This is a genomic window from Mesorhizobium sp. WSM4849 (genome assembly GCF_055811385.1).
Map to the genome: position 1 here is coordinate 183,426 of NZ_JBVVPW010000006.1, position 25,459 is coordinate 208,884.

Sequence of the window (25,459 nt, forward strand, 5' to 3'; positions counted from 1 at the left end):
GACGGAGTAATCGAAACGGGGCGTTTCGGCGCCCCTTTTTCGAGCGCCGCGCAATGCAAAAATAATTGCAAGACGTGGGCGTGAGACACCCCCTCTGTCCTGCCAACTTCTGCGGAGATAGGCTCACCACGGCACAACAGTGATCGCCATGTGCCCGCAGCCGTCACGCCCGTAGCACGCCACCGGTCTGCTTATGCACATTCTCGACGATGCGCTTTGCCAGCGCCTCGAAATCCTCGTCGGTCAGCGTCTTTTCGACCGGCTGGATCGATACTTCAATGGCGATCGATTTCTTGGCTGCGCCGAGTGCGGCACCTTCGAAAACATCGAAGACCGAGACGTTGGTGATCAGTTTCCTGTCGGCGGCACTGGCTGCGCGGGTCAGTGTGCCGGCTTCGACCGCCTTGTCGACGACGAAGGCGAAATCGCGCTTGACCGCCTGGAAGGCGGACAGTTCCAGTCTCGGCTTGGTCCGCGTCGGCTTGGCCTTCGGCTCGGGCACGGCATCGACGAAAACCTCGAAGCCGCAGAGCGGCCCGGAGACGTCCAGTTCCTCCAGCGTCTTCGGGTGGAATTCGCCGAACGTGCCGAGAACGACTTTAGGCCCGAGCTTGATCGTGCCGGAACGGCCGGGATGATACCAGGCCGGGCCGCCGGCCTCGATCTGCAGCCGGTCGACCGGCGCGCCGCAGGCTTCAAGTGCTGCGATCGCGTCGGCTTTGGCGTCGAACACCCCGACCGAACCGGCATTGCCGGCCCAATGACGGCCGGAACCGTCGAGCTTGGCCGTGCCGCGCCGCACGCCGGCGGCGACGCGCCGCTGCTGGTCGGCCGCATCGCCCTCATAGGTGCCGGACACTTCGAACAGCGCGACATCGCCGATGCCCTTGTCGGCATTGCGCTGCGCGGCGGCGATCAGGCCCGGCAGCAGCGATGGCCGCATGTCGGACATGTCGGCAGCGATCGGGTTGGCGAGCTTGAGTGCTGTCTGGCCGCCGCCGAACAGTTCGGCATGTTTTGCCGGAATGAACGACCAGGTGACGGCCTCCATCATGCCGCGCACCGCCAGCGCCCGCTTGGCAGCGCGGGTGCGGACCTGCAGCGTCGTCAGGATTTTTGCGTTGACCGCATCGTGAGAACCAAGCGGCTGCGGAGCGATGTTGTCGACGCCATGGATGCGCATCACCTCCTCGACCAGGTCGGCCTTGCCATCGACATCCGGCCGCCACGACGGCACCGCCACATTGACGACATCGCCCGCGCCTTGCGGCTTGAAGCCGAGGCGCGAAAGGATGTCGAGGCTCTCGTCCCTGGGCACCTCTATGCCGGTCAGCCGCTTCACTTCCGACAGTGGGAAGGACACGATCTTGGGTTTGTGGCCGCCATAGCCGGCCACCTCGATTTCGGTCGGCGTGCCGCCGCAGAAATCCAGCACCAGCTTGGTCGCCAGTTCCACGCCTGGCACCATGAATTCAGGGTCGACGCCGCGCTCGAAGCGGTAGCGTGCATCGCTGATGATGCCGAGCGTGCGGCCGGTGCGGGCCGTGGTGATCGGATCCCAAAGTGCGGATTCGATCAGCACGTCGGTGGTGTTCTCGTCACAGCCGGAATGCTCGCCGCCCATGATGCCGGCGATGGATTCGACGCCGTCCTGGTCTGCTATCACGCACATGTCAGGCGTCAGCGTGTATTCGCGGCCGTCGAGCGCCAGCACCTTTTCGCCGTCGCGCGCCCGGCGCACGGTAAGGTTGCCGGCGACCTTGTTCGCGTCGAACACATGCAAGGGCCGGCCGCGATCGAAGGTGACGAAATTGGTGATGTCGACCAGCGCGCTGATCGGCCGAAGCCCAATGGCGATCAGCCTTTGCTGCAGCCATTTCGGCGACGGGCGGTTTTTCACGCCGCGCACCAGGCGCAGCGCAAAACCGGGGCAGAGCTCCGGCGCCTCGATCGTCACCTTGACCGGGCACATGCCGCTGCCGGCATGCGGCATGATTGCTCCGCCGACGAGTCGGCCGAGGCCGCTGGCCGCCAGATCGCGAGCGATGCCGTAGACACTGGTCGCATCCGGCCGGTTCGGCGTCAAATTGATCTCGATCAACGGGTCGTCGAGATGCGCATAGGCGGCGAAGCTGGTGCCGACCGGCGCATCCTCCGGCAGATCGATGATGCCGTCATGCTCTTCCGAAAGTTCCAGCTCGCGCTCGGAGCACATCATGCCATGGCTTTCGACGCCCCTGATCTTGCCGACCGTCAGCGTCACGTCGATGCCGGGAATATAGGTGCCAGGTGCTGCAAAGGCGCCGATCAGGCCCGCGCGGGCGTTCGGCGCACCGCAGACGACCTGCACTGGGGCCTTGCCGTCGCCGGTATCGACCGTCAGCACGCGCAGCCGGTCGGCGTCGGGATGCTGTTCCGCCGTCAGCACCCTGGCGATGACGAAGGGTTTTATGCTCGATCTGTCATCGACATGCTCGACTTCGAGGCCGATCGAGGTCAGCCGCTCGACGATCTCGGCCAGCGAGGCATCGGTCTCGAGGTGATCCTTGAGCCAGGAGAGGGTGAGTTTCATGACTGTGTTCCCTCTGATGGTCTGGGCACGCTGGTCTTCAAATGGCGTGGCAAGTCGTCCGGCATGTGCAGGAAGGGCAGTTGCTCGCGCACATGGGCATGGTGCGTCGGTTTGAAATAGGCCGGCATGTCCATGGCGCCGAGCATGAAATAAACGTGGTCGGCCAGCCGCTCGTCGACATAGGCGATCGGCGAGCCGCAGATGCCGCAAAAGGAGCGCGTCACCGGTCCGTTCTCGAACATCTTCAGCGCCTTGCCCGTAAAAGCGACCTGCTCGGTCAGGAAGCCGACGAAAGCAGACACCGGCGCACCGCTGGCCCGCCGGCAATCGCCGCAATGGCAATAGCTGACATGGTGCGGTTCGGCCGAAGCCTCGAACCGCACGGCGCCGCAGCGGCAGCCGCCGGTATGGGCCGCTGTCATGCGCTCAAGCCCCCGAATAGCGTCGGCATGTCAAGCGGCCGGAAACCGTAATGCGACAGCCAGCGCACATCGGCGTCGAAGAAGGCGCGCAGGTCCGGCATGCCGTATTTCAGCATGGCGATGCGATCGATGCCCATGCCCCAGGCAAAGCCCTGATACTCGTCGGGATCGAGCCCGCCATATCTCAGCACATTGGGGTGGACCATGCCGCAGCCGAGGATCTCCATCCAGTCGGAGCCTTCGCCGAAGCGCACCTCGCCCGGCCGCGAACGGTCGCACTGGATGTCGACCTCCATGCTGGGTTCGGTGAACGGGAAGAAGCTCGGCCGGAAGCGCATCTTAACCTGCGGCACCTCGAAGAAGGCCTTGCAGAACTCCTCCAGCACCCATTTCATGTTGGCGACGTTGGCTGATCTGTCGATCACCAGCCCTTCGACCTGGTGGAACATCGGCGAGTGCGTGGCATCGGAATCCTGCCGGTAGGTTTTTCCGGGAATGACGATGCGGATCGGCGGCTTCTGCGCCTCCATGGTGCGGATCTGCACCGGCGAGGTGTGGGTGCGCAAAAGCTTGCGCTCGCCCTTCTCGTCCGGCTGGAAGAAGAAGGTGTCGTGCATCTCACGCGCCGGATGGCCTTCCGGGAAATTCAGCGCGGTGAAGTTGTAATAATCGGTCTCGATATCGGGGCCTTCGGCGATGGCAAAGCCGAGGTCGCCGAAGATCGCGGCAATCTCGTCGCTGACCTGGCTGATCGGATGGATGCGGCCGCGCTCGGCCGGCGATTGCCGCACCGGCAATGTGACGTCAACCTTTTCCGCCGCGAGCCGTGCCGCGATCGCCACACCCTTCAGCTCGGCGCGCCGAGCGGTAAGCGCCTCGGTGATGCGGTTCTTGAGGCCATTGACCTCGGGGCCAAAAATTTGACGCTGTTCCTGCGACATCCCTCCCAGCGATTTCAACAACTCCGAGACCGAGCCTTTCTTGCCCAGCGCCGAGATGCGAACGGCTTCGATCTCGTGCTCATCCGCCGCACCCGCAATCTCCGCCATCAATGCAGTTTCGAGGGCGTCGATATTCCGATCGTTTAAAGTGATGTTCATCGCAGCTACCAGTTCAAAGATTAAGTCATCGCTGACTTACATCGCGTCACAAAGAAAAACCCGCGCCAGCCCTGCCAGCGCGGGTTTCCCAAATCAAGTGTCGAAGTGCTTGGGAAGGCGCTGGTTAGGCTACAGCGCTTTCAAAAGCGTTCGGGGTGGTGTTCTTGAGGTATTCGAGCGCGACCTTGGCCTTGGCAACAAGTGCGGCAAATGCCTGCGGCTCGTGGATGGCCATGTCCGACAGGATCTTGCGATCGATCTCGACGCCGGCCTTGTTGAGGCCGTCAATGAACCGGCCATAGGTCAGGCCATGCTCGTGGGTCGCGGCATTGATGCGCTGGATCCACAGAGCGCGGAACGAACGCTTGCGGTTCTTGCGGTCGCGGTAGGCATACTGCAGCGACTTTTCCACCGCCTGCTTGGCGATGCGGATGGTGTTCTTGCGGCGGCCATAGAAACCCTTGGCGGCTTTCAGGACCTTCTTGTGCTTGGCGTGCGAGGTGACGCCTCTTTTTACGCGTGCCATGTCATGATCTCCTTAAAAATTTGTCCAGACCGAATGCCTTAGAGGCCGTTCGGCAGAAAATTCTTGATGACCTTCTTGCCATCCGGTTCAGCCAGAACCATCGTGCCGCGGGCATTTCGAATGAACTTGTTGGAACGCTTGATCATGCCGTGACGCTTGCCGGCCGCAGCCGACAGGACTTTACCCGTACCTGTAATCTTGAACCGCTTCTTGGCGGCTGACTTGGTCTTCATCTTGGGCATTTTGCTACTCCGTTTATGTGCGCATCATCGCGCTTTTTGTTCGCTTCGGGCCGACCAAAGCCCGAAAAGCAAGTGAAACCGCCACGGCATGCCCTGCCGGGCGGTTTTTGGGAACGGCGGTGCTATACGTCAAAGCGGGCCGGCGCGCAACACCTGCAAGGATGCGACGCTCTGTCCAGTGTCGGGTCGCATGACTTTTCCGAACTGGAGGTCAGCGCAGCAAAACCGGTTCCCACTTTGGCCGTCGCGGACCTTCGGTTCGGGATCTTGCCTATGGGAAACGGAACAGCACCGGCAGTATGCCCGATTGTTGGGCGCCGTCGATCGATTCGAAAAACGGCAGGGCAATGAGGAACACCAGTCCGTCCAGCAGCGTCGTCCGCAGCAGGCGCGGCTTGAAGCTGCCGGTATCGCCTTCCTGATACAGCGAAAGCTTCGGGAAGAAGCGCGGCACCCGCGCCATATAGGCCTGGAATGGAGTTCCGAAGGCCTCCTTCAGGAACTGCTCTTCGCGCAGGATCACGACGTGAAAAGCGGCGGCGCAAATCACCGCGAAGCTGATCGCCGCAGTGATCGAGCCCATCTGCGCGCCGACGCCGCCGGCAGCTATCGAGGAGAAGACATAGAGCGGATTGCGGGTGATCGAATAGGGTCCGCCGGTAACCACCTCGGAGGATTTGCGTCCGCCGATATAGAGCGTCGACCACAAGCGCCCGACAATGCCGAGAAAGATCAGCAGGAGGCCGACCATTTCGATCGTTTCGTGCGGCACGCTTTCGGGAGGAAAAGCAGATTGGCCAAACAGCAGCGCCGCGAACATGACGACCACGAGGGCGGCGAGCACCATCCTGCGCGCGTGCTGATATCTGCCCAGCGCACGCCTGGCCTGCGCTTGTCCGGCCGGCGCCGATTTGACTTCATTGAGCATTTGGGATCCGATCGTCGAGGAATTTCGCCAGCGATCGCAGGGTCTGGCCAAGAAAACAGGCGCCCCGCCGATCGCCGGGACGCCTTGCAAGATGATTCAGGCGAATTTAATGCATGTCGCCCAAAAGCCTGCCCACGGCCTTGACCCGAGGTGCGCAGAGGTTTTGGGACAACGACGCGCACAAAACAAAGCTTAAAGCGCGCCGTATTATCCCCTTCACGCCCAGCGCGCTTTAGCGGGGCGCCAGCACCATCATCATCTGGCGGCCTTCGAGCTTCGGCTCAGCTTCGACCTTGGCGATCGGCGCCACTTCCTCGCGAACTTTGTTCAGAAGCTGCATGCCGAGTTCCATATGCGCCATCTCGCGGCCGCGAAAGCGCAATGTCAGCTTGACCTTGTCACCTTCCTCGAAAAACCGCCGGACCGCTTTCATCTTGGTCTCGTAATCATGGCTGTCGATGTTCGGGCGCATCTTGATCTCCTTGATCTCGATGACCTTCTGGTTCTTGCGCGCCTCAGCCGCCTTCTTCTGGTTGGCGTATTTCAGCTTGCCGAGATCGAGAATTTTTACGACGGGCGGCACTGCGTTGGGCGATATCTCGACCAGATCGAGCCCAGCCTCTTCGGCGAGCAGCAATGCGTCGTTGATGGAGACATCGCCATGGTTGTGGCCTTCGGCGTCGATAAGTTGGACCCGGGGAACCCGGATGTCACGGTTGGAGCGCGGGCCCTCCTTGGTGGGCGCCGTTGCTTTGAAAGGTCTGCGAATGGTCGTGGTCTCCTTGAGCCGTTTCGTTCAGGGTTTTCAATTCAGATTGCGAACGCGCCAATGTGGTGAGCGCGCGGCCGGAGTCAATAGCACAGCGTTCACAGGAAATCACCCTGTTCCCTGACTTCAGCCTGTACCAAACGAAGAAAGTTGCCGAGCACTTTTCGTTGAACCGCCAGCTGTGTCAAAAGACCTGCGTGAGGAGTGAGCCATGACCGCACCGGTTTTTCTCGATGTCGACGGAACCAGCATTGCTGTCAGGCGCGCTGCGGGTGCCGCGCCAGGCATCGTCTGGCTCGGCGGCTACAAGTCGGACATGCTGGGCACCAAGGCCGAGAAGCTGGCGGAATGGGCGAGCGGACAAGGCCGGGCATTCCTGCGCCACGACTATTCCGGTCATGGCGAATCGGGCGGCGCCTTTGCCGATGGCACCGTCTCGAAATGGCTTTCGCAAAGCCTCGCCGTCTTCCACCATTTCACGCTAGGCAGGCAAATCCTGGTGGGCTCGTCGATGGGCGCATGGATAGCGCTACGCATGGTCCAGGAATTGCGCCAAGAATTGCACAAGTCGGACGAGAACCGCATCGCCGGCCTGGTGCTTCTGGCGCCGGCGCCGGATTTCACCGCAGAGCTGGTCGAGCCGGCGCTGACCAAAGCGCAGAAGCGCGATCTTGCCAAAAAGGGTTATTTCGAGGAGCCGTCGGACTATTCGGCCGAGCCTTACATCTACACCCGAGCGCTGATCGAGGACGGCCGCAACAACCTGACAATGAACGGGCCGATCGACACCCATTGCCCCGTCCACATATTGCAAGGGCTGGCCGATGCAGACGTGCCGCCGAGCCATGCGCTGAAACTGGTCGGCCTGCTGCCGGCCGACGACGTCACGCTGTCACTGATCCCCGACGGCGACCACCGCCTGTCGCGGCCTCAAGACCTCGACATGCTGGTGCGGGCGGTCGACGCCATGGTGCGGCAGGCAGGCTAAGAGACATGCGCATTCGTCGCGGCCGGCTGCAGCCCTCCTGGAATCCTGCCCTGTCTGCCGGCGGACGCGGATGTCGTCAGAGGGATACGTGCTGCAACTAAAAAGCATTCAGCCGTTGCGGAATGTATAGGCATATCCGTTGATGGCTGGAGCACCGCCGAGGTGGGCGTAGAGCACCTTGGATCCCTTGGGAAAATAACCCTTCTTCACGAGATCGATCGTGCCCTGCATGGATTTTCCCTCATAGACCGGATCCGTGATCATGCCTTCGAGGCGCGCGCAGAGACGGATTGCTTCCTTCGTCTCCTGCGAGGGGACGCCGTAGGCCGGGTAGGCATAATCCTCGATCAGGACGACATCATCCTCATTGAGCTCCTTGCCGAGTTCGACCAGCGTCGCGGTGTTCTGCGCAATGTTGAGTACCTGCGCCTTGGTCTGCGCCGGGGTGCAGGATGCGTCGATGCCGATCACGTTGCGTTCGCGGCCGTCCTTGGCGAAGCCGACCAGCATGCCAGCATGAGTTGAACCGGTGACGGTACAAACGACGATGTAGTCGAAGGCAAAGCCGAGTTCCTTCTCCTGCGCGCGGACCTCCTCGGCGAAGCCGACATAACCCAAGCCGCCATATTTATGCACCGAAGCCCCGGCCGGAATCGGATAAGGCTTGCCACCCTTCGCCTTCACATCCGCGATCGCCTGCTCCCAGCTTTCCCTAATTCCGATATCGAAGCCCTCATCGACCATCTGGACATCAGCGCCCATAATCCGGCTCAAAAGGATGTTGCCGACGCGATCGTAGATGGCATCTTCATGGGGTACCCAGCTTTCCTGCACGAGGCGGCATTTCATGCCGATCTTCGCCGCGACGGCAGCCACCATGCGCGTATGGTTGGATTGAACGCCGCCGATCGAGACCAGCGTGTCGGCGTTTGAGGCGATCGCGTCCGGGATGATGTATTCGAGCTTGCGCAATTTGTTGCCGCCGAAGGCGAGGCCGGAATTGCAATCCTCTCGCTTGGCGTAGAGATCGACCTTCCCGCCGAGGTGAGCGCCGAGCCGCTCCAGTTTCTCGATATGGGTCGGCCCGAAGGTGAGCGGATAGCGTTCGAATTTCTCGAGCATGAGAGTGCCCTCTCTTGTTCCTGTTCATTGCGACGTGATGCGGTGAACACTATCATCTTTGCCTTGAAAGGTGCTCTCAAAGATCGGACCTAAAATGTTCGAGGCATCGCCTAACAGCGCGGAATTGTCATATAGCTTCAATTTTCAACTCCAATATCGGAAGAATCTTCCATGCGCGCACCGCTCGACCGGATCAACCTGAAAATGTTGCGCCTGCTCCAGGACAACGGACGACTGACCAATGCAGAGCTGGCGCAGTCGGTCGCTGTCAGCCCGGCGACGTGCCACCGCCGCACGCAGCGCTTGTTCGATGAAGGCTACATCAGCCATGTCAGGGCGGTGGTGATACCGCAGAAGGTCGACAGAGGCGCGCTGGTGATGGTTGGCGTCGTCCTCGACCGCTCGACCCCGGAGAGTTTCGCGGATTTCGAGAAGGCCGTCGCGAAACTGAAATTCATCCTCGACTGCCATCTGGTGGCGGGCGACTTCGACTATTTTCTGAAGATCAGGGTCGGCGACATGGCGGATTTCAACCGAATTCACGGAGGCCAGTTGATCGCATTGCCCGGCGTTCGCCAGACGAGAACCTTCTTCGTGATGAAAGAGGTCGTCGATAACGCACCCCTGGATTTTTGAAACGGACATCCGAAGCATCAAGTCAACGCACCGGCGCCGGACTTTCGCTGCAGAACCGTCGGCCACCTTGCTTGCCGGCCTGGTCGTTCTTTCCCTTGAAACGCTTAAAAAGCGATAATCATTTCAAATGTTTGTCCGGTTTTGGCTGTGACTGTCTTGAATAGCCGTTTTTCCCTTCCCATTTCGATTCCACGCAGCCGGGATTGGCTGTCTCCAACTGAAGGATTGGGAGAAAATGAACACATCTGCATTGATCCGTCCGGCCTGGACGCCGGCGACCATCGCACTGATGGTGATCGGCTTTATGGTGTTCTGGCCGCTCGGCCTCGCCATGCTCGCCTACATCATCTGGGGCGACCGGCTTGAAGGCTTCAAGCGCGACGTCAACCGCGCGACCGACGGCATCTTCGCCGGCTGCCGCCGCGGTTCTGACAGAGCGGCGCGCTGGGGCCACGGCTCCGCCCGCACCGGCAACGTCGCTTTCGACGACTGGCGCGAAAGGGAACTTGAGCGGCTCAATGAAGAGCGCCGCAAGCTCGACGAGATGTTGAGCGAGTTCGACGAATATGCCAGGGAATTGCGTCGCGCCAAGGACCAGGAAGAGTTCGACCGCTTCATGGCGAACCGCAACAAGTCGACGTCGCCTACAACAGGTGGATCGACCGGCTCGAGAGGGACCGGCAAACGCGGTGGCAAATCCACGCCAGGCCTACTGGACGAGTAAGAGCCTTGCCCCGATAAATAATCAAAAACGGCGTCGCGTCAGCGGCGCCGTTTCTTTTTTGTTCTATTCGTTTTCCTCGAATCACGTATCGTCCCGCCATGTCATTCGGCTTCTTCCGCAACCTGACCAAACCCAGGCCCGCCCCCGTCGTGGAGCGAGAGCATTGTGTTGCCGGCCGCACGCTGCCACTCAAAATCGTCGAGAGCGACCGCGCGCGGCGCCTGACGCTGCGGATCGATTCCGGCGGCCGCGGCTTGCGCATCACCGTGCCGCCGGGCCTGCGCCGTGGCGAGGTGGAAAAATTCCTCGACCGCCATCAGGACTGGCTGGAACAGCGGCTGGCCAAGGTGCCCAACCGCCCGCAGGTGCGGCCCGGTATCAAAATACCGGTACGCGGCGTGCCGCATCGCATTGTTCATGAGCCCTCGAAACGCGGTACCGTCACGCTGTCGTGCGACGAACGCGGTCCGCTGATGATCGTGCATGGCGAGCGCGTGCACCTGCCGCGCCGCATCGCCGATTTTCTCAAGCGCGAAGCCAAGCGCGAGATAGAGCGGTTGGTGGTCAAGCACACCGGGACGATCGGCAAGCGCGCCAAGGCGATCCGCTTCAAGGACACGTCGAGCCGTTGGGGATCGTGCACCTCCGACGGCAATCTGTCGTTCTCCTGGCGCATCATGATGGCGCCGCGACCGGTCATAAATTATCTCGTCGCGCATGAGGTGGCGCATCTCAAGGAGATGAACCACGGCCCGAAATTCTGGAAATTGTGCGAGCATCTCTGCCCCGACACCGAGCGCTGCAAGGACTGGCTCAAGCGCAATGGCGGCGCGCTGCAAGCGATCATGTTCGAGTAGGGTGCTTGTAGGGAGCGGAATAAAAACTGTAGCGATCCTTCGCGCCCCCCTCTGTCCTGCCGGACATCTCCCCCACGAGGGGGGAGATTGCCAGCTTCAGCGTCTCGCTGACTCCTGCGACGGGTGGAGATTGGCGAAAGCCGGCGTGACGTCCGATCTCCCCCCAAGTGCCCCAAGTGGGGGAGATGTCCGGCAGGACAGAGGGGGCGCTGTCCCGCCGGCATCAATAGGTTCTGCACTGCCGGTCAGTCATCATTCGCCGCATTCAACTCCTCAGGACGCAGCCCCTCGTCGGTATGGCGCGGCCATGGCAGGAAGTCCTTCTTGAACGCGTCGTTGCTGAAATAGTCGAGCGCGCGGTGTGCCTCGGCGCCGTTGAAGGCGGCCTTGTCCATCAGATGAGCAATGACCTCGCGGGCCTGCGCGACCTTCTGCCTGAGTTGGGCGACGGTTTCGTCTGCCATGCTTGTTTGCTCCCGCCTGTATTATCTGGAGTAAGGTAGCGCGTTCCGCGCTGGTGGCAAACATGCGCTTTTTCTCGACTCTTTTGCCGTTTCGTGCCAATCCCGCGCCATGGCGCTCGACATCAAGATATGCGGATTGAAGACCGACAAGGCGTTGGCCGCGGCATTGGCCGGCGGCGCCAGCCATGTCGGCTTTATTTTCTTTGCCAAAAGCCCGCGCTATATCGAGCCGGCGGAAGCCGGCCGCTTGCGTGAAGCGGCGACCGGCAAGGCCAAGGCGGTTGCCGTGACGGTCGACGCCGGTGATGCGCTCCTGGATGAAATCGTCGAAAAAATGCAGCCCGACATGCTGCAGCTGCATGGCTCGGAAACGCCGGAGCGGGTGGCCGAGATCAAGGCCCGCTATCGCCTGCCGGTGATGAAGGCGCTGCCGGTCAGCGAGGCTGCCGACCTGGAGCGGATAAGACCCTTCGTCGGCATTGCCGACCGTTTCCTGTTCGACGCCAAGCCGCCGGAAGATTCGGAACTGCCGGGCGGCAACGGCATTGCCTTCGACTGGCGCGTTCTGGCCGGCCTTGACGTAGGCGTCGATTACATGCTTTCCGGTGGGCTCAACGCCGCCAATGTCGGCGATGCCCTTCGGCTTGCCAACCCGCCTGGACTAGACATTTCCTCGGGCGTGGAAAGCGGACCGGGCGTCAAGGATCCGGCGCTGATCGAACAGTTTTTACGGGCCGTCAAGGCAGCACGCGACAACCGCGCCGCCTGACCCGTGCTTCAAACCGCAAGCTAGGAGATCGGCGATGAACAAGCCGGCGATACCCAATTCCTTCCGCACCGGACCCGACGAGCAGGGCATGTTCGGCATCTTCGGCGGTCGTTTCGTTGCCGAAACGTTGATGCCGCTGATCCTCGACCTGGAGCGGCACTGGAAAGAAGTCAAGGACGATCCGGATTTCAAGGCCGAACTGACTGACCTTTCGACCCACTATGCCGGGCGGCCGTCGAAGCTTTATTTCGCCGAAGGCCTGACCAGGCATCTTCGCGAGGTTTCCTCGGCGAAGGGTCTTGGGGGCGGCGCAAAGGTCTATTTCAAGCGCGAGGATTTGAACCACACCGGCTCGCACAAGATCAACAACTGCCTCGGCCAAATCCTGCTGGCCAAGCGCATGGGCAAGAAGCGTATCATCGCCGAGACCGGCGCCGGCCAGCATGGCGTGGCGTCGGCCACCGTGGCGGCGCGTTTCGGCTTTCCGTGTGTCGTCTATATGGGCGCTACCGACGTCGCCCGGCAAAGCCCGAACGTCTTCCGGATGAAGCTGCTCGGCGCCGAGGTGCGGCCGGTCACTGCTGGTCACGGCACGCTCAAGGACGCCATGAACGAAGCTCTCCGGGATTGGGTGACCAATGTCGAGGACACCTATTACCTGATCGGCACTGCCGCCGGCCCGCACCCCTATCCGGAGCTGGTGCGCGACTTCCAGTCAGTGATCGGCATTGAGGCGCGCGCCCAGATCCTCGAACAGGAAGGCCGGCTGCCGGACACCATCATCGCCGCCGTCGGCGGCGGCTCGAACGCCATCGGCCTTTTTCACCCGTTCCTCGACGACCGCAGCGTAAAGATCATCGGCATCGAGGCCGGCGGCCGCGGCCTCGACGGCATCGAACATTGCGCCTCGATGAACGCCGGCGCGCCCGGCGTGCTGCACGGCAACCGCACCTATCTCCTGCAGAACGCCGACGGGCAGATCATGGACGGGCATTCGATTTCGGCCGGCCTCGATTATCCGGGCGTCGGGCCGGAGCATTCCTGGCTGCGCGACTCGGGCCGCGTCGACTATGTGCCTGTTCTCGATGACGAGGCGCTGGAGGCGTTCCAGCTGACGACACGCGTCGAAGGCATCATTCCGGCGCTCGAATCCGCCCATGCCATTGCGCATGCGGTGAAGATCGTGCCCGCCATGGACAAGGACCAGATCGTCATCGTCAACCTGTCCGGCCGCGGCGACAAGGATGTGCATACGGTGGCCAATATGCTGGGCATGGAGATCTGATCATGACCACCCGCATCGACCGCCGCATGGCCAAGCTGAAGGCCGAAGGCCGCCCGGCACTTGTCACCTATTTCATGAGCGGCGACCCGGACTATGACACCGCTTTGTCGATCATGAAGGCGCTACCCAAGGCAGGCGCCGACATCATCGAAATGGGCATGCCGTTTTCCGATCCGATGGCCGACGGCCCGGCGATCCAGGCGGCCGGCCTGCGCGCGCTGAAAGGCGGCCAGACGCTGGTCAAGACGCTGAAGATGGCTTCGGAATTTCGTGCCACCGACAATGAAACGCCGATCGTTTTGATGGGCTACTACAATCCGATCTACATCCACGGCGTCGACCGCTTCCTCAGGGATGCGCTGGCCAGCGGCATCGACGGGCTGATCGTCGTCGACCTGCCGCCGGAAATGGATGAGGAGCTTTGCATTCCGGCGCTGAAGGCCGGCATCAATTTCATCCGGCTGGCGACGCCGACCACCAACGACAAGCGCCTGCCCAAGGTGCTGCAGAACACCTCCGGCTTCGTCTACTACGTGTCGATGACCGGCATCACCGGCTCGGCGCTTGCCGACACTGGCAAGGTGGCGGCGGCGGTCAGGCGCATCAAGGGTCATACCGACCTGCCGGTCTGCGTCGGCTTCGGCGTCAAGACCGCCGAACAGGCGCGCATCATCGGGGCGTCGGCCGACGGCGTCGTCGTCGGCACCGCGATCGTCAATGCCGTCGCCAATGTGCTGGGGCCGAATGGCGAAAAGACCGCCGACCCGGCCGAGGCGGTCGCCACGCTGGTCAGCGGGCTTTCGCAAGGCGTGCGCGCGGCCCGCCTTGCTACCGTCGAATAGTCTTGATCTTCTGGTTGACCATGATCTCCACCGAAAACCGGTTTCCACTTTTCGGGATCATGGTCTAACTCTTCGTCAGGACAGGAGCCGAAGCGATGAACTGGATCACCAACTACGTTCGCCCGAAGATCAATTCGATGCTCGGCCGGCGCACCGACATGCCTGAGAATCTCTGGATCAAGGATCCGGAGACCGGCGAGATGGTCTTCCACAAGGATCTGGAGCAGAACCAGTTCGTCATCCCGTCCTCCGGCCATCACATGAAGATCTCGGCCAAGGAGCGGCTGAGATTCTTCTTCGACGACGGCAAGTACGAGATGCTCGAAAACCCCAAGGTGGTGCAGGATCCGCTGAAATTCCGCGACGAGAAGCGCTACACCGACCGGCTGAAGGACGCCAAGGCCAAGACCGGGCTGGAGGACGCGATCATCAATGCGCTGGGGACCGTCCAGGGCCTGCCGGTGGTGGTGACCGTGCAGGACTTCGCCTTCATGGGTGGCTCGCTCGGCATGGCCGCCGGCGACGCCATCGTTCGTGGCTTCGAGGTCGCAGTGCAACGCAAGCGGCCGCTGATCCTGTTCGCGGCCTCCGGCGGCGCCCGCATGCAGGAAGGCATCCTGTCGCTCATGCAGTTGCCGAGAACCACGATCGGCGTCGATCGACTGAAGGAAGCCGGTCTTCCCTATATTGTCGTCCTGACCAACCCGACCACCGGCGGCGTCACCGCCTCTTACGCCATGCTGGGCGACGTGCACATCGCCGAACCCGGCGCGCTGATCGGCTTTGCCGGGCCGCGCGTCATCGAGCAGACCATCCGGGAAAAACTGCCCGACGGCTTCCAGCGCTCCGAGTATCTGATGGAGCACGGCATGGTCGACATGGTGGTGTCGCGGCTGGAGATGCGCCAGACGATCGCGCGGCTCCTGAAAATGCTGCTCAAGCTGCCGGAAGAAGAAAAGCCGCTGGAGCCGGAAATCCTGCCGCCGATCGCGCTCCCGGCGGAAGCACGCCCGCAAGCCTGACGCGACATCCGTCGTCGCGAACCGCGATTGCGCGCCATCTGTGGCGCGCCTAGGATTCTCTCATGACCACGCTTGCCGCCGACCGCGAAATCGAAAGCCTTATGTCGCTTCATCCGAAGGGCTTCGATCTTTCGCTCGACCGCATTTCGCGGCTGCTGGAGCGGCTTGGCAAGCCGCAGGACCATCTGCCGCCGGTCATCCATATCGCCGGCACCAACGGCAAGGGCTCCTGCGCCGCGTTTTCGCGGGCGCTGCTCGAAGCGTCCGGCCACCGCGTCCATGTCCACACATCGCCACATCTGGTGAACTGGCATGAGCGCTACCGGCTGGCCGCCGATGGCGGCGGCAGGCTGGTCGAGGACAAGGTCTTCGCCGACGCTATCGCCCGCGTCGCCAAAGCCAATGAAGGCCAGAAGATCACCGTCTTCGAAATCCTCACCGCCGTCACCTTCCTGCTGTTTTCCGAACATCCGGCAGATGCCGTCATCATCGAGGTCGGTCTCGGCGGCCGCTTCGACGCCACCAATGTCATCAGCGAGCCGGCGGTGTCGGTGATCATGCCGGTCTCGCTCGACCACGAATCCTATCTCGGCGACCGTGTCGAACTGATCGCCGCCGAAAAGGCCGGCATCATCAAGCGCGGTTGCCCGGTGGTCATCGGCGCGCAGGAAAGCGAGACGGCGCTGCAGGTGCTTATCGAAACCGCCGAGCGGCTCGACTGTCCCGCCTTCGTCTATGGCCAGGATTTCCTCGCCTTCGAGGAGAACGGCCGGATGGTCTATCAGGACGAAGACGGATTGATGGACCTGTCGCCACCGCGCCTGCCCGGGCGCCACCAGTTCGCCAATGCGGCGGCAGCGATTGCGGCGGTCAAGGCGGCGGGCTTCGAGATCAGCCATCGCGTCGCCGACAAGGCGATGGCCAATGTCAGCTGGCCGGGGCGGATGCAGAAGTTGCCGCAAGGCAGGCTGACGGAACTGGCGCCGAAGGGCGCCGACATCTGGCTCGACGGCGGCCACAATCCGGGCGCCGGCGTGGTCGTCGCCGAAGCACTTGCCGAGCAGGAGGAAAAGAACCCGCGGCCGCTGTTTCTGATTTCCGGCATGATCAACACCAAGGACCAGAGCGGCTATTTCCGCGCCTTCAAGGGCCTGGTGCGGCATGTCTACACGGTACCGGTGAGCCTCAGCGAGGCCAGCGTGCCGAATGACGAACTGGCGATCCGCGCCGTCGAAGCCGGCCTGTCGGCCGAACCGGTCAGCTCCGTCGCCAATGCGCTGATGCTGCTGCGCGACACATGGGACGGACCGCCGCCGCGCATCCTGATCAGCGGCTCGCTCTATCTGGCCGGCGCGGTGCTGGCCGAAAACGGCACGCCGCCGGCTTGAGGCGCGCGTTCACCAGGCCACGATGACGCCGGACTTCGTCGGATCCACCGCGAGGAGCCAGTCATGATCAAGGTAAAGCAGTTCGCTCACGTTTGCATCTTCGCGGATGACCTCGAAGTGACGCGAAGCTTCTATCGGGACGTCCTCGGCATGGACACCCAGTTCAACTTCCTGCGCGACGGCAAGATTTTCGGTTTCTACCTCAATTGCGGCAGCCGCAGCCACATCGAGGTGTTCCAGAAAGATGAGGCCAGCTATAGCGACTTGAACCAGATCAACCACTTCTGCCTCGAAGTGGAAAACATTGACGCCGCGATCGCCCACGTAAGGTCGAAAGGCGTTGATATCACTTCAAAGAAACACGCGTGCGATGATACCTACCAGGCATGGATTCGCGATCCTAACGACGTGAAGATAGAACTGTTTGAATATACCGAGAAAAGTGCACAGTTCGTCGGAGGCGATCGTATCGCGGATTGGTGACCGCGCCTCCAGCCCTGGCGGCCTGAGACGGCCTTGGTGGATTACTTCAGCTCGATCTCGATGAAGGCGTACTCGCCTTCATTAGCATTGATGACGTCATGCTCCACGCCCTCCTTGCGGAAATAGGGCGCCCCCTTCTTCATTTCGGCGAAGGATTCGCCGTCCTTGGTCAGGAGCTTGAGCTTGCCGTCCATCAGCGGCACGATGACATAATCGTGGCCATGACGGTGCCAGCCGGTGTTGTCGCCTGGGGCGAAGCGGTATTCGGTGACGATGACGCGCTCATTGTCGATGAAGACGGTGGCCTTGGCGGATCCGGTCATGTCGTTCTCCTGCTTTAAGCCAGACAAGAGCATGAGGCGGCAAGTGGCGAGTGCCAGGGCGGACCAGCGCATGACCCAGAAAATCGGATTCGATTTTCTGGGTCATGCGCAAGATCAAGTCCTACAGCGTCCTTTGCGCGTCCAAGAGGACGCGCGGCGCTGTAGATGACGCCACGAAAAAGCCCGGCGCGAGGCCGGGCTTGAATGCAGAGATTCAGGGTCGGATCAAGCGAGATTGCCATTGATCCAGTGCGACAGCGCTGTCTTCGGCGCGGCGCCGACCTTCATGTCGGCCATTTCGCCGCCCTTGAAGATCATCAGCGTCGGGATCGAACGCACGCCGAACTGCGCGGCAAGCTCGGGATTCTCGTCAATATTGAGCTTGGCAATCTTGACCTTGCTGCCGAGTTCGATGGCGATGTCTTCCAGCGCCGGCGCGATCATCTTGCACGGCCCGCACCACTCCGCCCAGAAATCGACCACGACCGGCTCCTTGGCATCAAGCACATCGGTCTGGAAATTGCTCTTGTCGACCTTGACGGTGGCCATGCGAAAATCCTTTCGAGAGTTATTGTCGCACCAAATGTGGTGGTGGTCGCGCCCTTCTTCAAGCAGCCGTTGTGTCACGCTCCCGTGAGTCGGGCAAGGGCGTCGTCCATCGCCGCCGGCGGCAGCTCGATCAAGCGTGGTGCTTCAGTGAACAGCAGCGCCGCCGAGACCTCATGCCCTGGATAAAGCGGCTGCAGGAGCGCGCGATAGAGAGCGAGCTGCAGGACATAGGCCGGTGGAACGTCCGACAGGGTTGCAGGCGCCGGCCGGTTGGTCTTGTAGTCGACGATCGACACCTTGCCTGATGTGACCGCCAGCCGGTCAATCTTGCCGGAGATCGAGCGCAGCTTGCCCTTGACCTTCAGGCTGCCCATGACCGCGACTTCAGCGCGTGAATTCGGCGCAAACAGCTGATCGAAACGGCTGTCGGCAAGGATCGCTGCCACCGAGGCCAAGGCCTTGTCGCGCTCGGTTTCAGGCCATTGCGCCCCGGCGCGCCTGAGATAGCGCTCAGCGGCATCGCGGCGTTCGGCCTCCGCAATGCCGGGCAGCATCTGCAACAATTTGTGCAGCGCCAGCCCCCGGATCACGGCAAAGCCAGGCTCCGCCTCGGTGTCCAGCACCGGCGAGCCGGTGTCGATTACCGCTTCCCTGGCCTCGTCGATCAATGCCGAGGCACCGGACGGCGACAGCGGCCGCGGCAGATCCTCGAACGGCGGCAAGGGCTGGAACAGGGTCTTCGGCAACGGCTCGAACTGTAGCGCCTGCCGCGCCTCTTCGGCGGCCGCCAGTGCGACGGGCGGCAATTTTGTCACGTGAAAGCGATGCACGGTCTCGCCGGTGGCGGGGTGCTGCCGCTCGATGCTTTCGCGGGCGCCGACCAGCGCGCGGCTGACGATCGAATGCCAGGTGCCGGCGTTCGGTGCCCGCTTGCCGTGATAGCCGCAGACGATCAGCCGGTCCTCGGCGCGGGTCATGCCGACATAGAGCAGCCGGCGGTATTCGTCGTCGGCCAGCTCGCGAGCGCGGACCGAAGCGGCCCGCGAAAATCCATTGGCGACATCGCTGGCCGAGCGCCAGAGATAGCCCTTGCCGTCCCAATGGTCGCCCGAGCCATCGAACGGCATCAGTCTCGGCAGATGCTGGTCGCTAAACGGTGCCGAGCCACCATCGACCAGGAACACGACAGGCGCCTCCAGGCCCTTGGCGGCATGCACGGTCATGACGCGAACCTCGTCGCGGGTCTGGTCCATTTCACGCTTGATCTCGGGGCCGGCATTTTCCAGCGTCGACAGGAAGGATTCCAGTCCCGGCAGGCCGGTCCGTTCCTCGGCCAGGCAGAAGCTCAGGAACTCATCGAGGATGTCGCCGGCTTCCGGCCCGAGCCGCGCGATCATCTTCTTGCGCAGGCCGTCGCGGGCGAGAGCCCCGGCATAGAATTCGAACACCGGCTTGAATGCGGCCTCATCAGACCATGTGTCGAGTTGGGCAACGATTGCGGCCAAGGCGGCGCTTTCGCCGGCTTGCTGCCTGAGCGAAGCGATCACTGAGAGGCCGGACGGCCGCTCGCCGGCGAGCGCGAAAAGCATCTCTTCCGAAATATCGAAAATCGGGCTGCGCAGCACGGCGGCAAGCGACAGATCGTCCTCAGGCTGGACAAGAAAGTGGCCGAGCGCGATCAGGTCCTTTACCGCGATATGGCCGGGCAGGCTGAGCCGGTCGGCGCCTGCGACCGGTATGTCGCGGCGCTTCAGTGCGCGCGTCAGCGCATGGACGAAACGATCGCGCTTGCGCACCAGCACCAGCACATCGCCGGGCCGAAGCTTCTTGCCGCGGCCTTCGATGATCTCGCCGGCGCCGATCCAGCCGGCAATGGTCGCCGCGACGTTTTCGGCGACACGCACCGCCGGCGCATGGGCGTGGTCGACGGCTTGTGTCCAGTCGTCGGGTTCGTCGACGACGTCGGCACCGATCGACGGCCAGACCTCGACATAGCCCGGCGCATCGGTGCGGATCGCCTTGTGGTTCAGCGGATCGGGATCGTGGCTGATGCCGCGCCGCACGACCGGGTCGGCAAAGACACGGTCCACCGCCGCAAGCACGTCGTCGGTCGAGCGGAAGGACCAGGTCAGCTTGAGATCGGCGAAGGCGGCGTTGGCGTCGCGCACCCTTCCGGAAAACAGCAGCCTTGAGTCGGCGAAGGAATCGGGCGCCGCTCCTTGAAAGGAATAGATCGACTGCTTTTCGTCGCCGACGGCAAAGACCGTGCGGTGAACCGCGTCGCGCGCGCCGAGCCCGGCAAAGAATTCCTCGGCCAGCCGCTTCACCACCTCCCATTGGTCGGGACTGGTGTCCTGCGCCTCGTCGAGCAGGATATGGTCGATGCCTTGGTCGAGCTTGTATTGAACCCATGGACCGGCATCGGGCCGCGCCAGGAGATTGACCGTTCGGGTGATGAGGTCGTTGAAGTCGAGAAAGCCGCGCGCGCGCTTCAAATGCTCGTAGCGGGCGATCAGCCAGTCGGCGATGGTCAGCGCGGCAAGTGTGCCCTCGACCATCCTGAACAAGGCCAATCGATCGGAGATTTCGAGGATGGCATCGGCCGCCGCCTGATAGCGCTCGGCAAGATCCGGCAATCGGTCGAGCAACGCTTTCTTGAACGTCTTTGCCGGCTCATAAGGCTCGCCATCCGCCCGCAGGAAGGTTTTTGCCAGCAATTGCAGCCGGCGAACCGGATCATTCTCGGCGAAGGCAAGATGGGCGTAGGGCAGCAAATTGTTCAGCACGATGCGGGCATCGGCGGCTTCGGCAGCGCGGGCAAAGGTGACGAAATAGTCCGGCAGGAAGCCCGGCAGCGGCCAGACGGACGCCGCCAGGCCTTCGGCGGTAATGCCGGCACGAAACCTAAACTCGTCGAAGAGCGCCCGGAAACCATCGCCGCCGGCCGCGCTGATGAAGGCGCGCAAGCCGTCGCGCTTGCGCACGATCTCGGTCAGCAACGCGTCGAGCCCATGTTCGCCGCCGCGCTCCAGAATGGTGGCGAATGCCTCGGCCAGTCCCGCATCGCCGGCGGCCGTGCCCGAGATCATGTCACGGCGGGCGGCGGCGAAGAGCGACGCCTCCATCTGCGGATCGAGCATTTCGAAATGGGCCGGTATGTTGGCCTCTAGCGGAAACTGGTGCAGCACCGATTCGCAGAAAGCGTGGACGGTCTGGATCTTCAGCCCGCCCGGTGTCTCCAGCGCCTCGGCGAACAGCCGGCGGGCGCGGCGCATGGTTTCGCGATCGGGTTGGCGACCGTCCAGCGCCGCTATCTTTGTTGCCAGTTCGGCGTCGCCAAGCGCCGTCCATTCGGACAGCGTCGAAAACACCCGGTTCGACATATTGGCGGCGGCGGCGCGGGTGTAGGTCAGGCACAGGATCTTCGATGGATCGGTGCCGCGCAGCAAGAGCCTGATGACGCGCTGGGCCAGCACATGGGTCTTGCCCGATCCGGCATTGGCCGACACCCAGGCGGAATTTTTCGGGTCGGAGGCGCTTGCCTGGCTGGCGGCGGTGTCGGTCGGGATGGGATAGGCCTTCTTCATGCCTCCCCTCCTTCGTCGTCGGCGTCGCCGCCGGCGGACCATTCGAGCACGCGGGCGAGATGGTCGTAATCGCCGTCGGTCTCGCCCTCGCGGAACGGCAGCGCGCGTGACAAATAGCCGGTCGTCGGGTCGGCATAATGGATCAGCAGTTTTTCGAGCCGCGCCCAGGCCTCCTCGGCGAGATCGGCGGCGGTTCGCGGCTTGCGGTTGTATTCGAGGATGGATTCCTCGAATACCTCGCCGTTCGGCTTCAGCCTGATGAAGGCCAACTGCGACGGCTCGCGCGCGCCAAGCCCTTTGAAGGCGCCGCGCCTGAGCAGCGCGCCCTCGAGCGCCAATTGCGGCGAAAGCAGCGTATGGGCCTGTGCCTTGGACGGCGAGGAGCCGGTTTTGTAGTCCAGGATGTCAGCCATGCCGCCAGCCAGGAGATCGACGCGATCGGCATAGCCGGACAGCGTCACGCCGGACTGGCCGACGCCGGTTTTCTCGGCGCGCTCCTCGGCGTGGCGCCGTGTCACGGCGAAGGCGCGGCCGCGCTCCCATTTGATGATGCCGGCGGCGAGCTTTTCGAAGCGCGGCCACCACACCGCCTCGACATCGGGAGGAAGGGCCGCCTCGGCAAAGCATTGGCGGCCGGCGGCGATGAGGCCGTCCAGCGCCTCCGGCACAAGCGGATCGGCCACGGTCCGCGAAAAAAGATGCAGGATGGCGTGGAACAGCGTACCGCGCTCGGCGGCGCCCGGATCGCGGATGACCGGATCGAGCGGCATCAGGCCAAGAATCCTCCTGGCATAGACTGCGTAAGGGTCGCGCCGCAGCGTCTCGATCTCGGTGACGGAGAAATGCTGAGGCCGCACAGTCAGCGGCGGCTTCGGCTGCGGTCGCGGCGCGAAGTCTCTTCTTTCGCCGGCATCGAGCGCACGGGCCCAGGACAGGAATTCATCGCCACGCCGGCGAAGCACCGCCGCATGGTCCTTGCCGATGAAGGTCAGGAGGCGCTGCAGCCAGCGCGACGGCACCGCCGGCGCGTCGCCCGAGCGGGCGGAGCGCGCCAGCACCACTTTCTTCGCGCCCATCGCCATCTGGAAATCATGGGCGGCCAAGCCGATGCGCCGTTCGGGCGGTTCGAGATCGATGTCGGTCTTCATCAGCCGCGACATGAAGCGGTCGCTTTCCGGCTTGCGCGGCCACACGCCCTCGTTGAGCCCGCCAATGACCAGCGTGTCGACGTTCTGCAACCGGGCTTCCAGCGCACCCCAGATGGCGATGTTCCTGTCGGTGCCTTGTGCCGCCTTGACGGTTTCGGGCGCGATCAGCGCCTCCATCACGTCAGGCCATTCGTCCGCCGCGAAGCAGAACGACGCCGAGGCAGCGACCAGCCCGCGCAAGAGTTCGGCGAGCTTTTCACCGGCGTCGCCGGCATAGAGCTCGCTCAGGCTGCCATCCGCGGTGCGGCCAAGACTTTCGAGCGCGACGACACTGGCCCGGGTCAATTCGGCAAGATCGGTTTCGGCTTGACTGCGAAAGGCGATCAGCGGCGCCAGCGCGGCGGCAAGGCGGATGAGCAATTCGCGGGCGCCCTCGATGTTTCGCACAGTCAGGCGGGAAAACCAGAACGGCGGGCGGGCATCGCCCAGGCTGGTGAGACGGATCTCGAAGAGCTCAGGCAGCGATGCAATGTCGGGGCGGCCGGTGCCGCCGCGCAGCGCCACCAGTTCGATGATCTCCGCCGCATGACGGACGCTTGCGCGTTCCAGGCCGAGGCCAAGCAGCGGGTGCTTGAGCAGCGACAGCAGGGCGACCGGATCGCCGGGCCGGAACGCGGCCTGAAGCGCCAGCCTGAGCAGGCCAGCGGCAGGCGTGTTGATGAGCGGGGTGCCACCCGAATCGTCGGCGACGACACCAAACCGCAAGAGCTCGACTGAGACGCGCCGCGCCAGGGCGCGGTCGCCGGTGACGAGCGCGGCGCGCTGGCCGGGCTGTTCGACGGCTCGTTTGAGCGCGACGGCGATCGCCACAGCTTCGTCGCGCTCGCCGGCGGCTTCGAGAAGCGTCACGTCGGCGAAGGCATCAGTGATATCCCCGGCGACAAAGCCAGCGCGCGTCTGCGCCCACAGCTCGGTGGTTTCGGCCGGCCGCAGCGCCTCGCCGACAAGGGCGGCGCGCAGCGTGAGCGGCCTTTTGGCAATGGCGATCTCCTCGACATCGCCGCGCAGCACGCCGATCTTGCCGATCAGTTTTGCCAGGCCGTATTGCGGATGGCCGAGCAAGGCCGGCCGCGCGCCGGGCGCCGCAATTGCCTGGAATGACGGCTCATCCAGCATCAGGTCGAGGCCGGGCAGCACGACCGCGCCGCTGGGCAGGCCGGCGATCACCGCAAGCAGTTCGGCGGTGGCGGGAATAGACCCGGTGGAGCCGGCGGCGATCACCGGTCCGGCCGGCGGATTGCGCTTCAGCCGTGCTGCTTCCAGCCTTATCAGCGCATTGCGATGCGCGGCCGGGTTGGAGCGATTGCGTTCCTCGAGGAGGTTGGGCCAGTTTTCGGTGACGATGCTCAGGAAATCGAGCGTCACTTGCCACCAGCCGGCGAGGTTGCCGGTCACCAGATCGGCGAGCTTGGTCCAGTCCGTACCTTCCGTCTCGATCTCGTCCATCAGCCGAGCCAGGTCGCGCGCCAGCCAGATGGCGTCGGCGGCGGAGGCCGGCACGACGATCTCTTCGTCGAAAAGTGCCGCGACATGCGCCGGCAGGCGGCGTTTCCAGGCGCGGACCAGCGGCGCCAGCAGCAGCAGGCGCTCGATCGCGGCGATCGGCGGTGCGAGCTCGATGGCGGCCGACGCGTCGGCCTCGAATGAAGCTTCGTCCTCGTCGAACTCGCCGAGCGGGCGGATGACCGGCAGGATCGCCGAGCGGCCGCCGAGACGGTCGACGAATACGCCGCGCAGCGCCCGTGCGGCTCGGCGCGTCGGCACGTAGATGGTGGCGTCGGCCAGCGCCAGCGGGTCGCCGTCGAAGCTGAAACCGGAAACGAGGCGCCCTGACAGCAGGGCCTCGGCCAGCGTCGGCAGAAACGGCGCTCCGGGCGGGATCGAGAAAACGCGGCGGGAGCCGCTCATTTCAACTCGGTGAGAGCGCTGGTCAACTCGGTAAGAGTGCCGGGCGACTCAGCAAGAGCGGTGGCAACGGCCGCTTCCGCAAGCGGAATGGCGTCGGGCGTGCCGACGGTGATCCAATGGCCGTGCATCACCATGCCGTACAGGCGGCCGGCTGCGATGGCCGCATCGAAATAGGCGTTGAGCGAGTGTGGGCCGGCCCGCGCATCCTTGAAAAGCCTGGGATGGACGATCGCCGCGCCGGCATAGATCAGGCCTGTCGGGTCACCTTTCGAACGCCGCAAGGCGCCGTCCGGCGCCATCAGGAAATCGGTGCCGCCGCTGTGTCCGGTTGCTGACTGGGGGTCCGCGAGCATCAGCAGAATATCCATTCTCGCCGCGTCCCATGCAAGGGCGAGGCGGGCAAGGTTGGGCACGCCGCTATCGATCCAGAAGGTGTCGGCATTGACGATGTAAAAGGGAGCCCCTCCCAGTTCCGGCAAAGCATGGACGATACCGCCGGCGGAATCGAGCAGTCTTTCGCTTTCGTCGGAAATGACGACGCGCGGCGCGCGGCGCGCGGCGACGTGGGCGACGATCTGCTCGGGAAAATAATGGACGTTGACCATGGCCTTGTCGACGCCGGCACGAGCCAGGCTGTCCAGGCTCCAGTCGAGCAACGTCTTGCCTGATATCTTGACCAGCGGCTTCGGCATTGTGTCGGTGATTGGCCGCATGCGCTTTCCGAGCCCGGCGGCAAGCACCATTG

At 63.2% G+C, this 25,459-nt stretch carries 24 protein-coding genes; 10 read left to right on the plus strand and 14 right to left on the minus strand.

Features of this window, described 5'->3' with window-relative positions; genetic code table 11:
- Window positions 1-163: 163 nt before the first annotated feature.
- The 7 genes from pheT to infC form a co-directional block, all read right to left on the minus strand.
- Window positions 164-2,572: a phenylalanine--tRNA ligase subunit beta gene (gene pheT / locus AC0L3L_RS08655; RefSeq protein WP_473637252.1), complete on the minus strand. Its 2,409-nt coding sequence runs from the start codon at window positions 2,570-2,572 to the stop codon at window positions 164-166.
- Window positions 2,569-2,994, minus strand: a complete 426-nt coding sequence (locus AC0L3L_RS08660; protein WP_473637253.1) for a GFA family protein — start codon at window positions 2,992-2,994, stop codon at window positions 2,569-2,571. Before AC0L3L_RS08660 ends, pheT begins: the two co-directional genes overlap by 4 nt.
- Window positions 2,991-4,094 carry a phenylalanine--tRNA ligase subunit alpha gene (pheS, locus tag AC0L3L_RS08665; protein ID WP_473637254.1) on the minus strand — a complete coding sequence of 368 codons (1,104 nt, stop codon included), beginning with the start codon at window positions 4,092-4,094 and terminating at the stop codon, window positions 2,991-2,993. The genes AC0L3L_RS08660 and pheS overlap by 4 nt, the downstream gene beginning before the upstream one ends.
- A gap of 124 nt (window positions 4,095-4,218) precedes the next feature.
- Window positions 4,219-4,620 carry a 50S ribosomal protein L20 gene (gene rplT / locus AC0L3L_RS08670; protein WP_473637255.1) on the minus strand — a complete coding sequence of 134 codons (402 nt, stop codon included), beginning with the start codon at window positions 4,618-4,620 and terminating at the stop codon, window positions 4,219-4,221.
- 38 nt (window positions 4,621-4,658) lie between these two features.
- Window positions 4,659-4,862 (minus strand): 50S ribosomal protein L35, encoded by a 204-nt coding sequence (gene rpmI, locus AC0L3L_RS08675; RefSeq protein ID WP_006201248.1) that lies wholly within the window; start codon window positions 4,860-4,862, stop codon window positions 4,659-4,661.
- A gap of 271 nt (window positions 4,863-5,133) precedes the next feature.
- Complete coding sequence (locus AC0L3L_RS08680; RefSeq protein ID WP_473637256.1) at window positions 5,134-5,790, minus strand: methyltransferase family protein; 657 nt, start codon at window positions 5,788-5,790, stop codon at window positions 5,134-5,136.
- 232 nt (window positions 5,791-6,022) lie between these two features.
- Window positions 6,023-6,559: a translation initiation factor IF-3 gene (gene infC, locus AC0L3L_RS08685; RefSeq protein WP_077374810.1), complete on the minus strand. Its 537-nt coding sequence runs from the start codon at window positions 6,557-6,559 to the stop codon at window positions 6,023-6,025.
- Window positions 6,560-6,770: 211 nt separating this feature from the next.
- Here infC and AC0L3L_RS08690 point away from each other — a divergent pair, with 211 nt between their 5' ends.
- A complete protein-coding gene (locus tag AC0L3L_RS08690; protein WP_473637257.1) occupies window positions 6,771-7,547 on the plus strand; it encodes an alpha/beta hydrolase in 777 nt (258 codons plus the stop codon).
- Between the two features lie 108 nt (window positions 7,548-7,655).
- Here AC0L3L_RS08690 and AC0L3L_RS08695 read toward each other — a convergent pair whose 3' ends face one another.
- Window positions 7,656-8,669 carry a 1-aminocyclopropane-1-carboxylate deaminase gene (locus tag AC0L3L_RS08695; protein ID WP_473637258.1) on the minus strand — a complete coding sequence of 338 codons (1,014 nt, stop codon included), beginning with the start codon at window positions 8,667-8,669 and terminating at the stop codon, window positions 7,656-7,658.
- Between the two features lie 171 nt (window positions 8,670-8,840).
- On the opposite strand from AC0L3L_RS08695, the gene AC0L3L_RS08700 reads away from it, so the two are divergent.
- The 3 genes from AC0L3L_RS08700 (at window position 8,841) to AC0L3L_RS08710 (ending at window position 10,886) form a co-directional block, all read left to right on the plus strand.
- Window positions 8,841-9,305, plus strand: coding sequence for an Lrp/AsnC family transcriptional regulator (locus AC0L3L_RS08700; protein ID WP_473637259.1), 465 nt, complete (start codon window positions 8,841-8,843; stop codon window positions 9,303-9,305).
- Window positions 9,306-9,540: 235 nt separating this feature from the next.
- Window positions 9,541-10,029 carry a DUF2852 domain-containing protein gene (locus AC0L3L_RS08705; protein WP_473637260.1) on the plus strand — a complete coding sequence of 163 codons (489 nt, stop codon included), beginning with the start codon at window positions 9,541-9,543 and terminating at the stop codon, window positions 10,027-10,029.
- A gap of 98 nt (window positions 10,030-10,127) precedes the next feature.
- The gene (locus tag AC0L3L_RS08710) at window positions 10,128-10,886 is read left to right on the plus strand and encodes a M48 family metallopeptidase (protein WP_473637261.1); all 759 of its coding nucleotides are present in this window, start codon (window positions 10,128-10,130) and stop codon (window positions 10,884-10,886) included.
- A 245-nt stretch (window positions 10,887-11,131) separates the two neighbouring features.
- Here AC0L3L_RS08710 and AC0L3L_RS08715 read toward each other — a convergent pair whose 3' ends face one another.
- On the minus strand, window positions 11,132-11,350 hold the full coding sequence (locus tag AC0L3L_RS08715; RefSeq protein WP_473484435.1) for a hypothetical protein: 219 nt from the start codon (window positions 11,348-11,350) through the stop codon (window positions 11,132-11,134).
- A 109-nt stretch (window positions 11,351-11,459) separates the two neighbouring features.
- On the opposite strand from AC0L3L_RS08715, the gene AC0L3L_RS08720 reads away from it, so the two are divergent.
- The 6 genes from AC0L3L_RS08720 to AC0L3L_RS08745 all read left to right on the plus strand — a co-directional run bounded on the left by AC0L3L_RS08720 (window position 11,460) and on the right by AC0L3L_RS08745 (window position 17,139).
- A complete protein-coding gene (locus AC0L3L_RS08720; protein WP_473637262.1) occupies window positions 11,460-12,119 on the plus strand; it encodes a phosphoribosylanthranilate isomerase in 660 nt (219 codons plus the stop codon).
- A gap of 34 nt (window positions 12,120-12,153) precedes the next feature.
- Entirely contained in the window at window positions 12,154-13,404 is a 1,251-nt protein-coding gene (trpB, locus tag AC0L3L_RS08725; RefSeq protein ID WP_473637263.1) for a tryptophan synthase subunit beta, read from the plus strand.
- A gap of 2 nt (window positions 13,405-13,406) precedes the next feature.
- On the plus strand, window positions 13,407-14,246 hold the full coding sequence (gene trpA, locus AC0L3L_RS08730) for a tryptophan synthase subunit alpha (protein ID WP_473637264.1): 840 nt from the start codon (window positions 13,407-13,409) through the stop codon (window positions 14,244-14,246).
- Window positions 14,247-14,341: 95 nt separating this feature from the next.
- Complete coding sequence (gene accD / locus AC0L3L_RS08735) at window positions 14,342-15,268, plus strand: acetyl-CoA carboxylase, carboxyltransferase subunit beta (RefSeq protein ID WP_473637265.1); 927 nt, start codon at window positions 14,342-14,344, stop codon at window positions 15,266-15,268.
- Between the two features lie 62 nt (window positions 15,269-15,330).
- On the plus strand, window positions 15,331-16,656 hold the full coding sequence (locus AC0L3L_RS08740) for a bifunctional folylpolyglutamate synthase/dihydrofolate synthase (RefSeq protein ID WP_473637266.1): 1,326 nt from the start codon (window positions 15,331-15,333) through the stop codon (window positions 16,654-16,656).
- A gap of 63 nt (window positions 16,657-16,719) precedes the next feature.
- The gene (locus AC0L3L_RS08745) at window positions 16,720-17,139 is read left to right on the plus strand and encodes a VOC family protein (RefSeq protein ID WP_473637267.1); all 420 of its coding nucleotides are present in this window, start codon (window positions 16,720-16,722) and stop codon (window positions 17,137-17,139) included.
- Window positions 17,140-17,180: 41 nt separating this feature from the next.
- Here the strand turns inward: AC0L3L_RS08745 and AC0L3L_RS08750 are convergent, their stop codons facing one another.
- The 5 genes from AC0L3L_RS08750 to AC0L3L_RS08770 all read right to left on the minus strand — a co-directional run bounded on the left by AC0L3L_RS08750 (window position 17,181) and on the right by AC0L3L_RS08770 (window position 25,457).
- Window positions 17,181-17,462: a cupin domain-containing protein gene (locus tag AC0L3L_RS08750; RefSeq protein ID WP_065011517.1), complete on the minus strand. Its 282-nt coding sequence runs from the start codon at window positions 17,460-17,462 to the stop codon at window positions 17,181-17,183.
- 225 nt (window positions 17,463-17,687) lie between these two features.
- Window positions 17,688-18,011, minus strand: coding sequence for a thioredoxin (gene trxA, locus AC0L3L_RS08755; RefSeq protein ID WP_027152031.1), 324 nt, complete (start codon window positions 18,009-18,011; stop codon window positions 17,688-17,690).
- Between the two features lie 74 nt (window positions 18,012-18,085).
- A complete protein-coding gene (gene addA, locus AC0L3L_RS08760) occupies window positions 18,086-21,598 on the minus strand; it encodes a double-strand break repair helicase AddA (RefSeq protein ID WP_473637268.1) in 3,513 nt (1,170 codons plus the stop codon).
- Entirely contained in the window at window positions 21,595-24,714 is a 3,120-nt protein-coding gene (addB, locus tag AC0L3L_RS08765) for a double-strand break repair protein AddB (RefSeq protein WP_473637269.1), read from the minus strand. Before addB ends, addA begins: the two co-directional genes overlap by 4 nt.
- Window positions 24,711-25,457 carry a nucleotidyltransferase family protein gene (locus tag AC0L3L_RS08770; protein WP_473637316.1) on the minus strand — a complete coding sequence of 249 codons (747 nt, stop codon included), beginning with the start codon at window positions 25,455-25,457 and terminating at the stop codon, window positions 24,711-24,713. Before AC0L3L_RS08770 ends, addB begins: the two co-directional genes overlap by 4 nt.
- Between the last annotated feature and the right edge of the window lie 2 nt (window positions 25,458-25,459).

Excerpts from the sequence above, each read along its gene's own strand:
- pheT (WP_473637252.1), bottom strand. The coding sequence starts at position 2,572 with ATGAAACTCACCCTCTCCTGGCTCAAGGATCACCTCGAGACCGATGCC.
- AC0L3L_RS08660 (WP_473637253.1), bottom strand. The coding sequence starts at position 2,994 with ATGACAGCGGCCCATACCGGCGGCTGCCGCTGCGGCGCCGTGCGGTTC.
- pheS (WP_473637254.1), bottom strand. The coding sequence starts at position 4,094 with ATGAACATCACTTTAAACGATCGGAATATCGACGCCCTCGAAACTGCA.
- rplT (WP_473637255.1), bottom strand. The coding sequence starts at position 4,620 with ATGGCACGCGTAAAAAGAGGCGTCACCTCGCACGCCAAGCACAAGAAG.
- rpmI (WP_006201248.1), bottom strand. The coding sequence starts at position 4,862 with ATGCCCAAGATGAAGACCAAGTCAGCCGCCAAGAAGCGGTTCAAGATT.
- AC0L3L_RS08680 (WP_473637256.1), bottom strand. The coding sequence starts at position 5,790 with ATGCTCAATGAAGTCAAATCGGCGCCGGCCGGACAAGCGCAGGCCAGG.
- AC0L3L_RS08690 (WP_473637257.1), top strand. The coding sequence starts at position 6,771 with ATGACCGCACCGGTTTTTCTCGATGTCGACGGAACCAGCATTGCTGTC.
- AC0L3L_RS08695 (WP_473637258.1), bottom strand. The coding sequence starts at position 8,669 with ATGCTCGAGAAATTCGAACGCTATCCGCTCACCTTCGGGCCGACCCAT.
- AC0L3L_RS08700 (WP_473637259.1), top strand. The coding sequence starts at position 8,841 with ATGCGCGCACCGCTCGACCGGATCAACCTGAAAATGTTGCGCCTGCTC.
- AC0L3L_RS08705 (WP_473637260.1), top strand. The coding sequence starts at position 9,541 with ATGAACACATCTGCATTGATCCGTCCGGCCTGGACGCCGGCGACCATC.
- AC0L3L_RS08710 (WP_473637261.1), top strand. The coding sequence starts at position 10,128 with ATGTCATTCGGCTTCTTCCGCAACCTGACCAAACCCAGGCCCGCCCCC.
- AC0L3L_RS08715 (WP_473484435.1), bottom strand. The coding sequence starts at position 11,350 with ATGGCAGACGAAACCGTCGCCCAACTCAGGCAGAAGGTCGCGCAGGCC.
- AC0L3L_RS08720 (WP_473637262.1), top strand. The coding sequence starts at position 11,460 with ATGGCGCTCGACATCAAGATATGCGGATTGAAGACCGACAAGGCGTTG.
- trpB (WP_473637263.1), top strand. The coding sequence starts at position 12,154 with ATGAACAAGCCGGCGATACCCAATTCCTTCCGCACCGGACCCGACGAG.
- trpA (WP_473637264.1), top strand. The coding sequence starts at position 13,407 with ATGACCACCCGCATCGACCGCCGCATGGCCAAGCTGAAGGCCGAAGGC.
- accD (WP_473637265.1), top strand. The coding sequence starts at position 14,342 with ATGAACTGGATCACCAACTACGTTCGCCCGAAGATCAATTCGATGCTC.
- AC0L3L_RS08740 (WP_473637266.1), top strand. The coding sequence starts at position 15,331 with ATGACCACGCTTGCCGCCGACCGCGAAATCGAAAGCCTTATGTCGCTT.
- AC0L3L_RS08745 (WP_473637267.1), top strand. The coding sequence starts at position 16,720 with ATGATCAAGGTAAAGCAGTTCGCTCACGTTTGCATCTTCGCGGATGAC.
- AC0L3L_RS08750 (WP_065011517.1), bottom strand. The coding sequence starts at position 17,462 with ATGACCGGATCCGCCAAGGCCACCGTCTTCATCGACAATGAGCGCGTC.
- trxA (WP_027152031.1), bottom strand. The coding sequence starts at position 18,011 with ATGGCCACCGTCAAGGTCGACAAGAGCAATTTCCAGACCGATGTGCTT.
- addA (WP_473637268.1), bottom strand. The coding sequence starts at position 21,598 with ATGAAGAAGGCCTATCCCATCCCGACCGACACCGCCGCCAGCCAGGCA.
- addB (WP_473637269.1), bottom strand. The coding sequence starts at position 24,714 with ATGAGCGGCTCCCGCCGCGTTTTCTCGATCCCGCCCGGAGCGCCGTTT.
- AC0L3L_RS08770 (WP_473637316.1), bottom strand. The coding sequence starts at position 25,457 with ATGGTGCTTGCCGCCGGGCTCGGAAAGCGCATGCGGCCAATCACCGAC.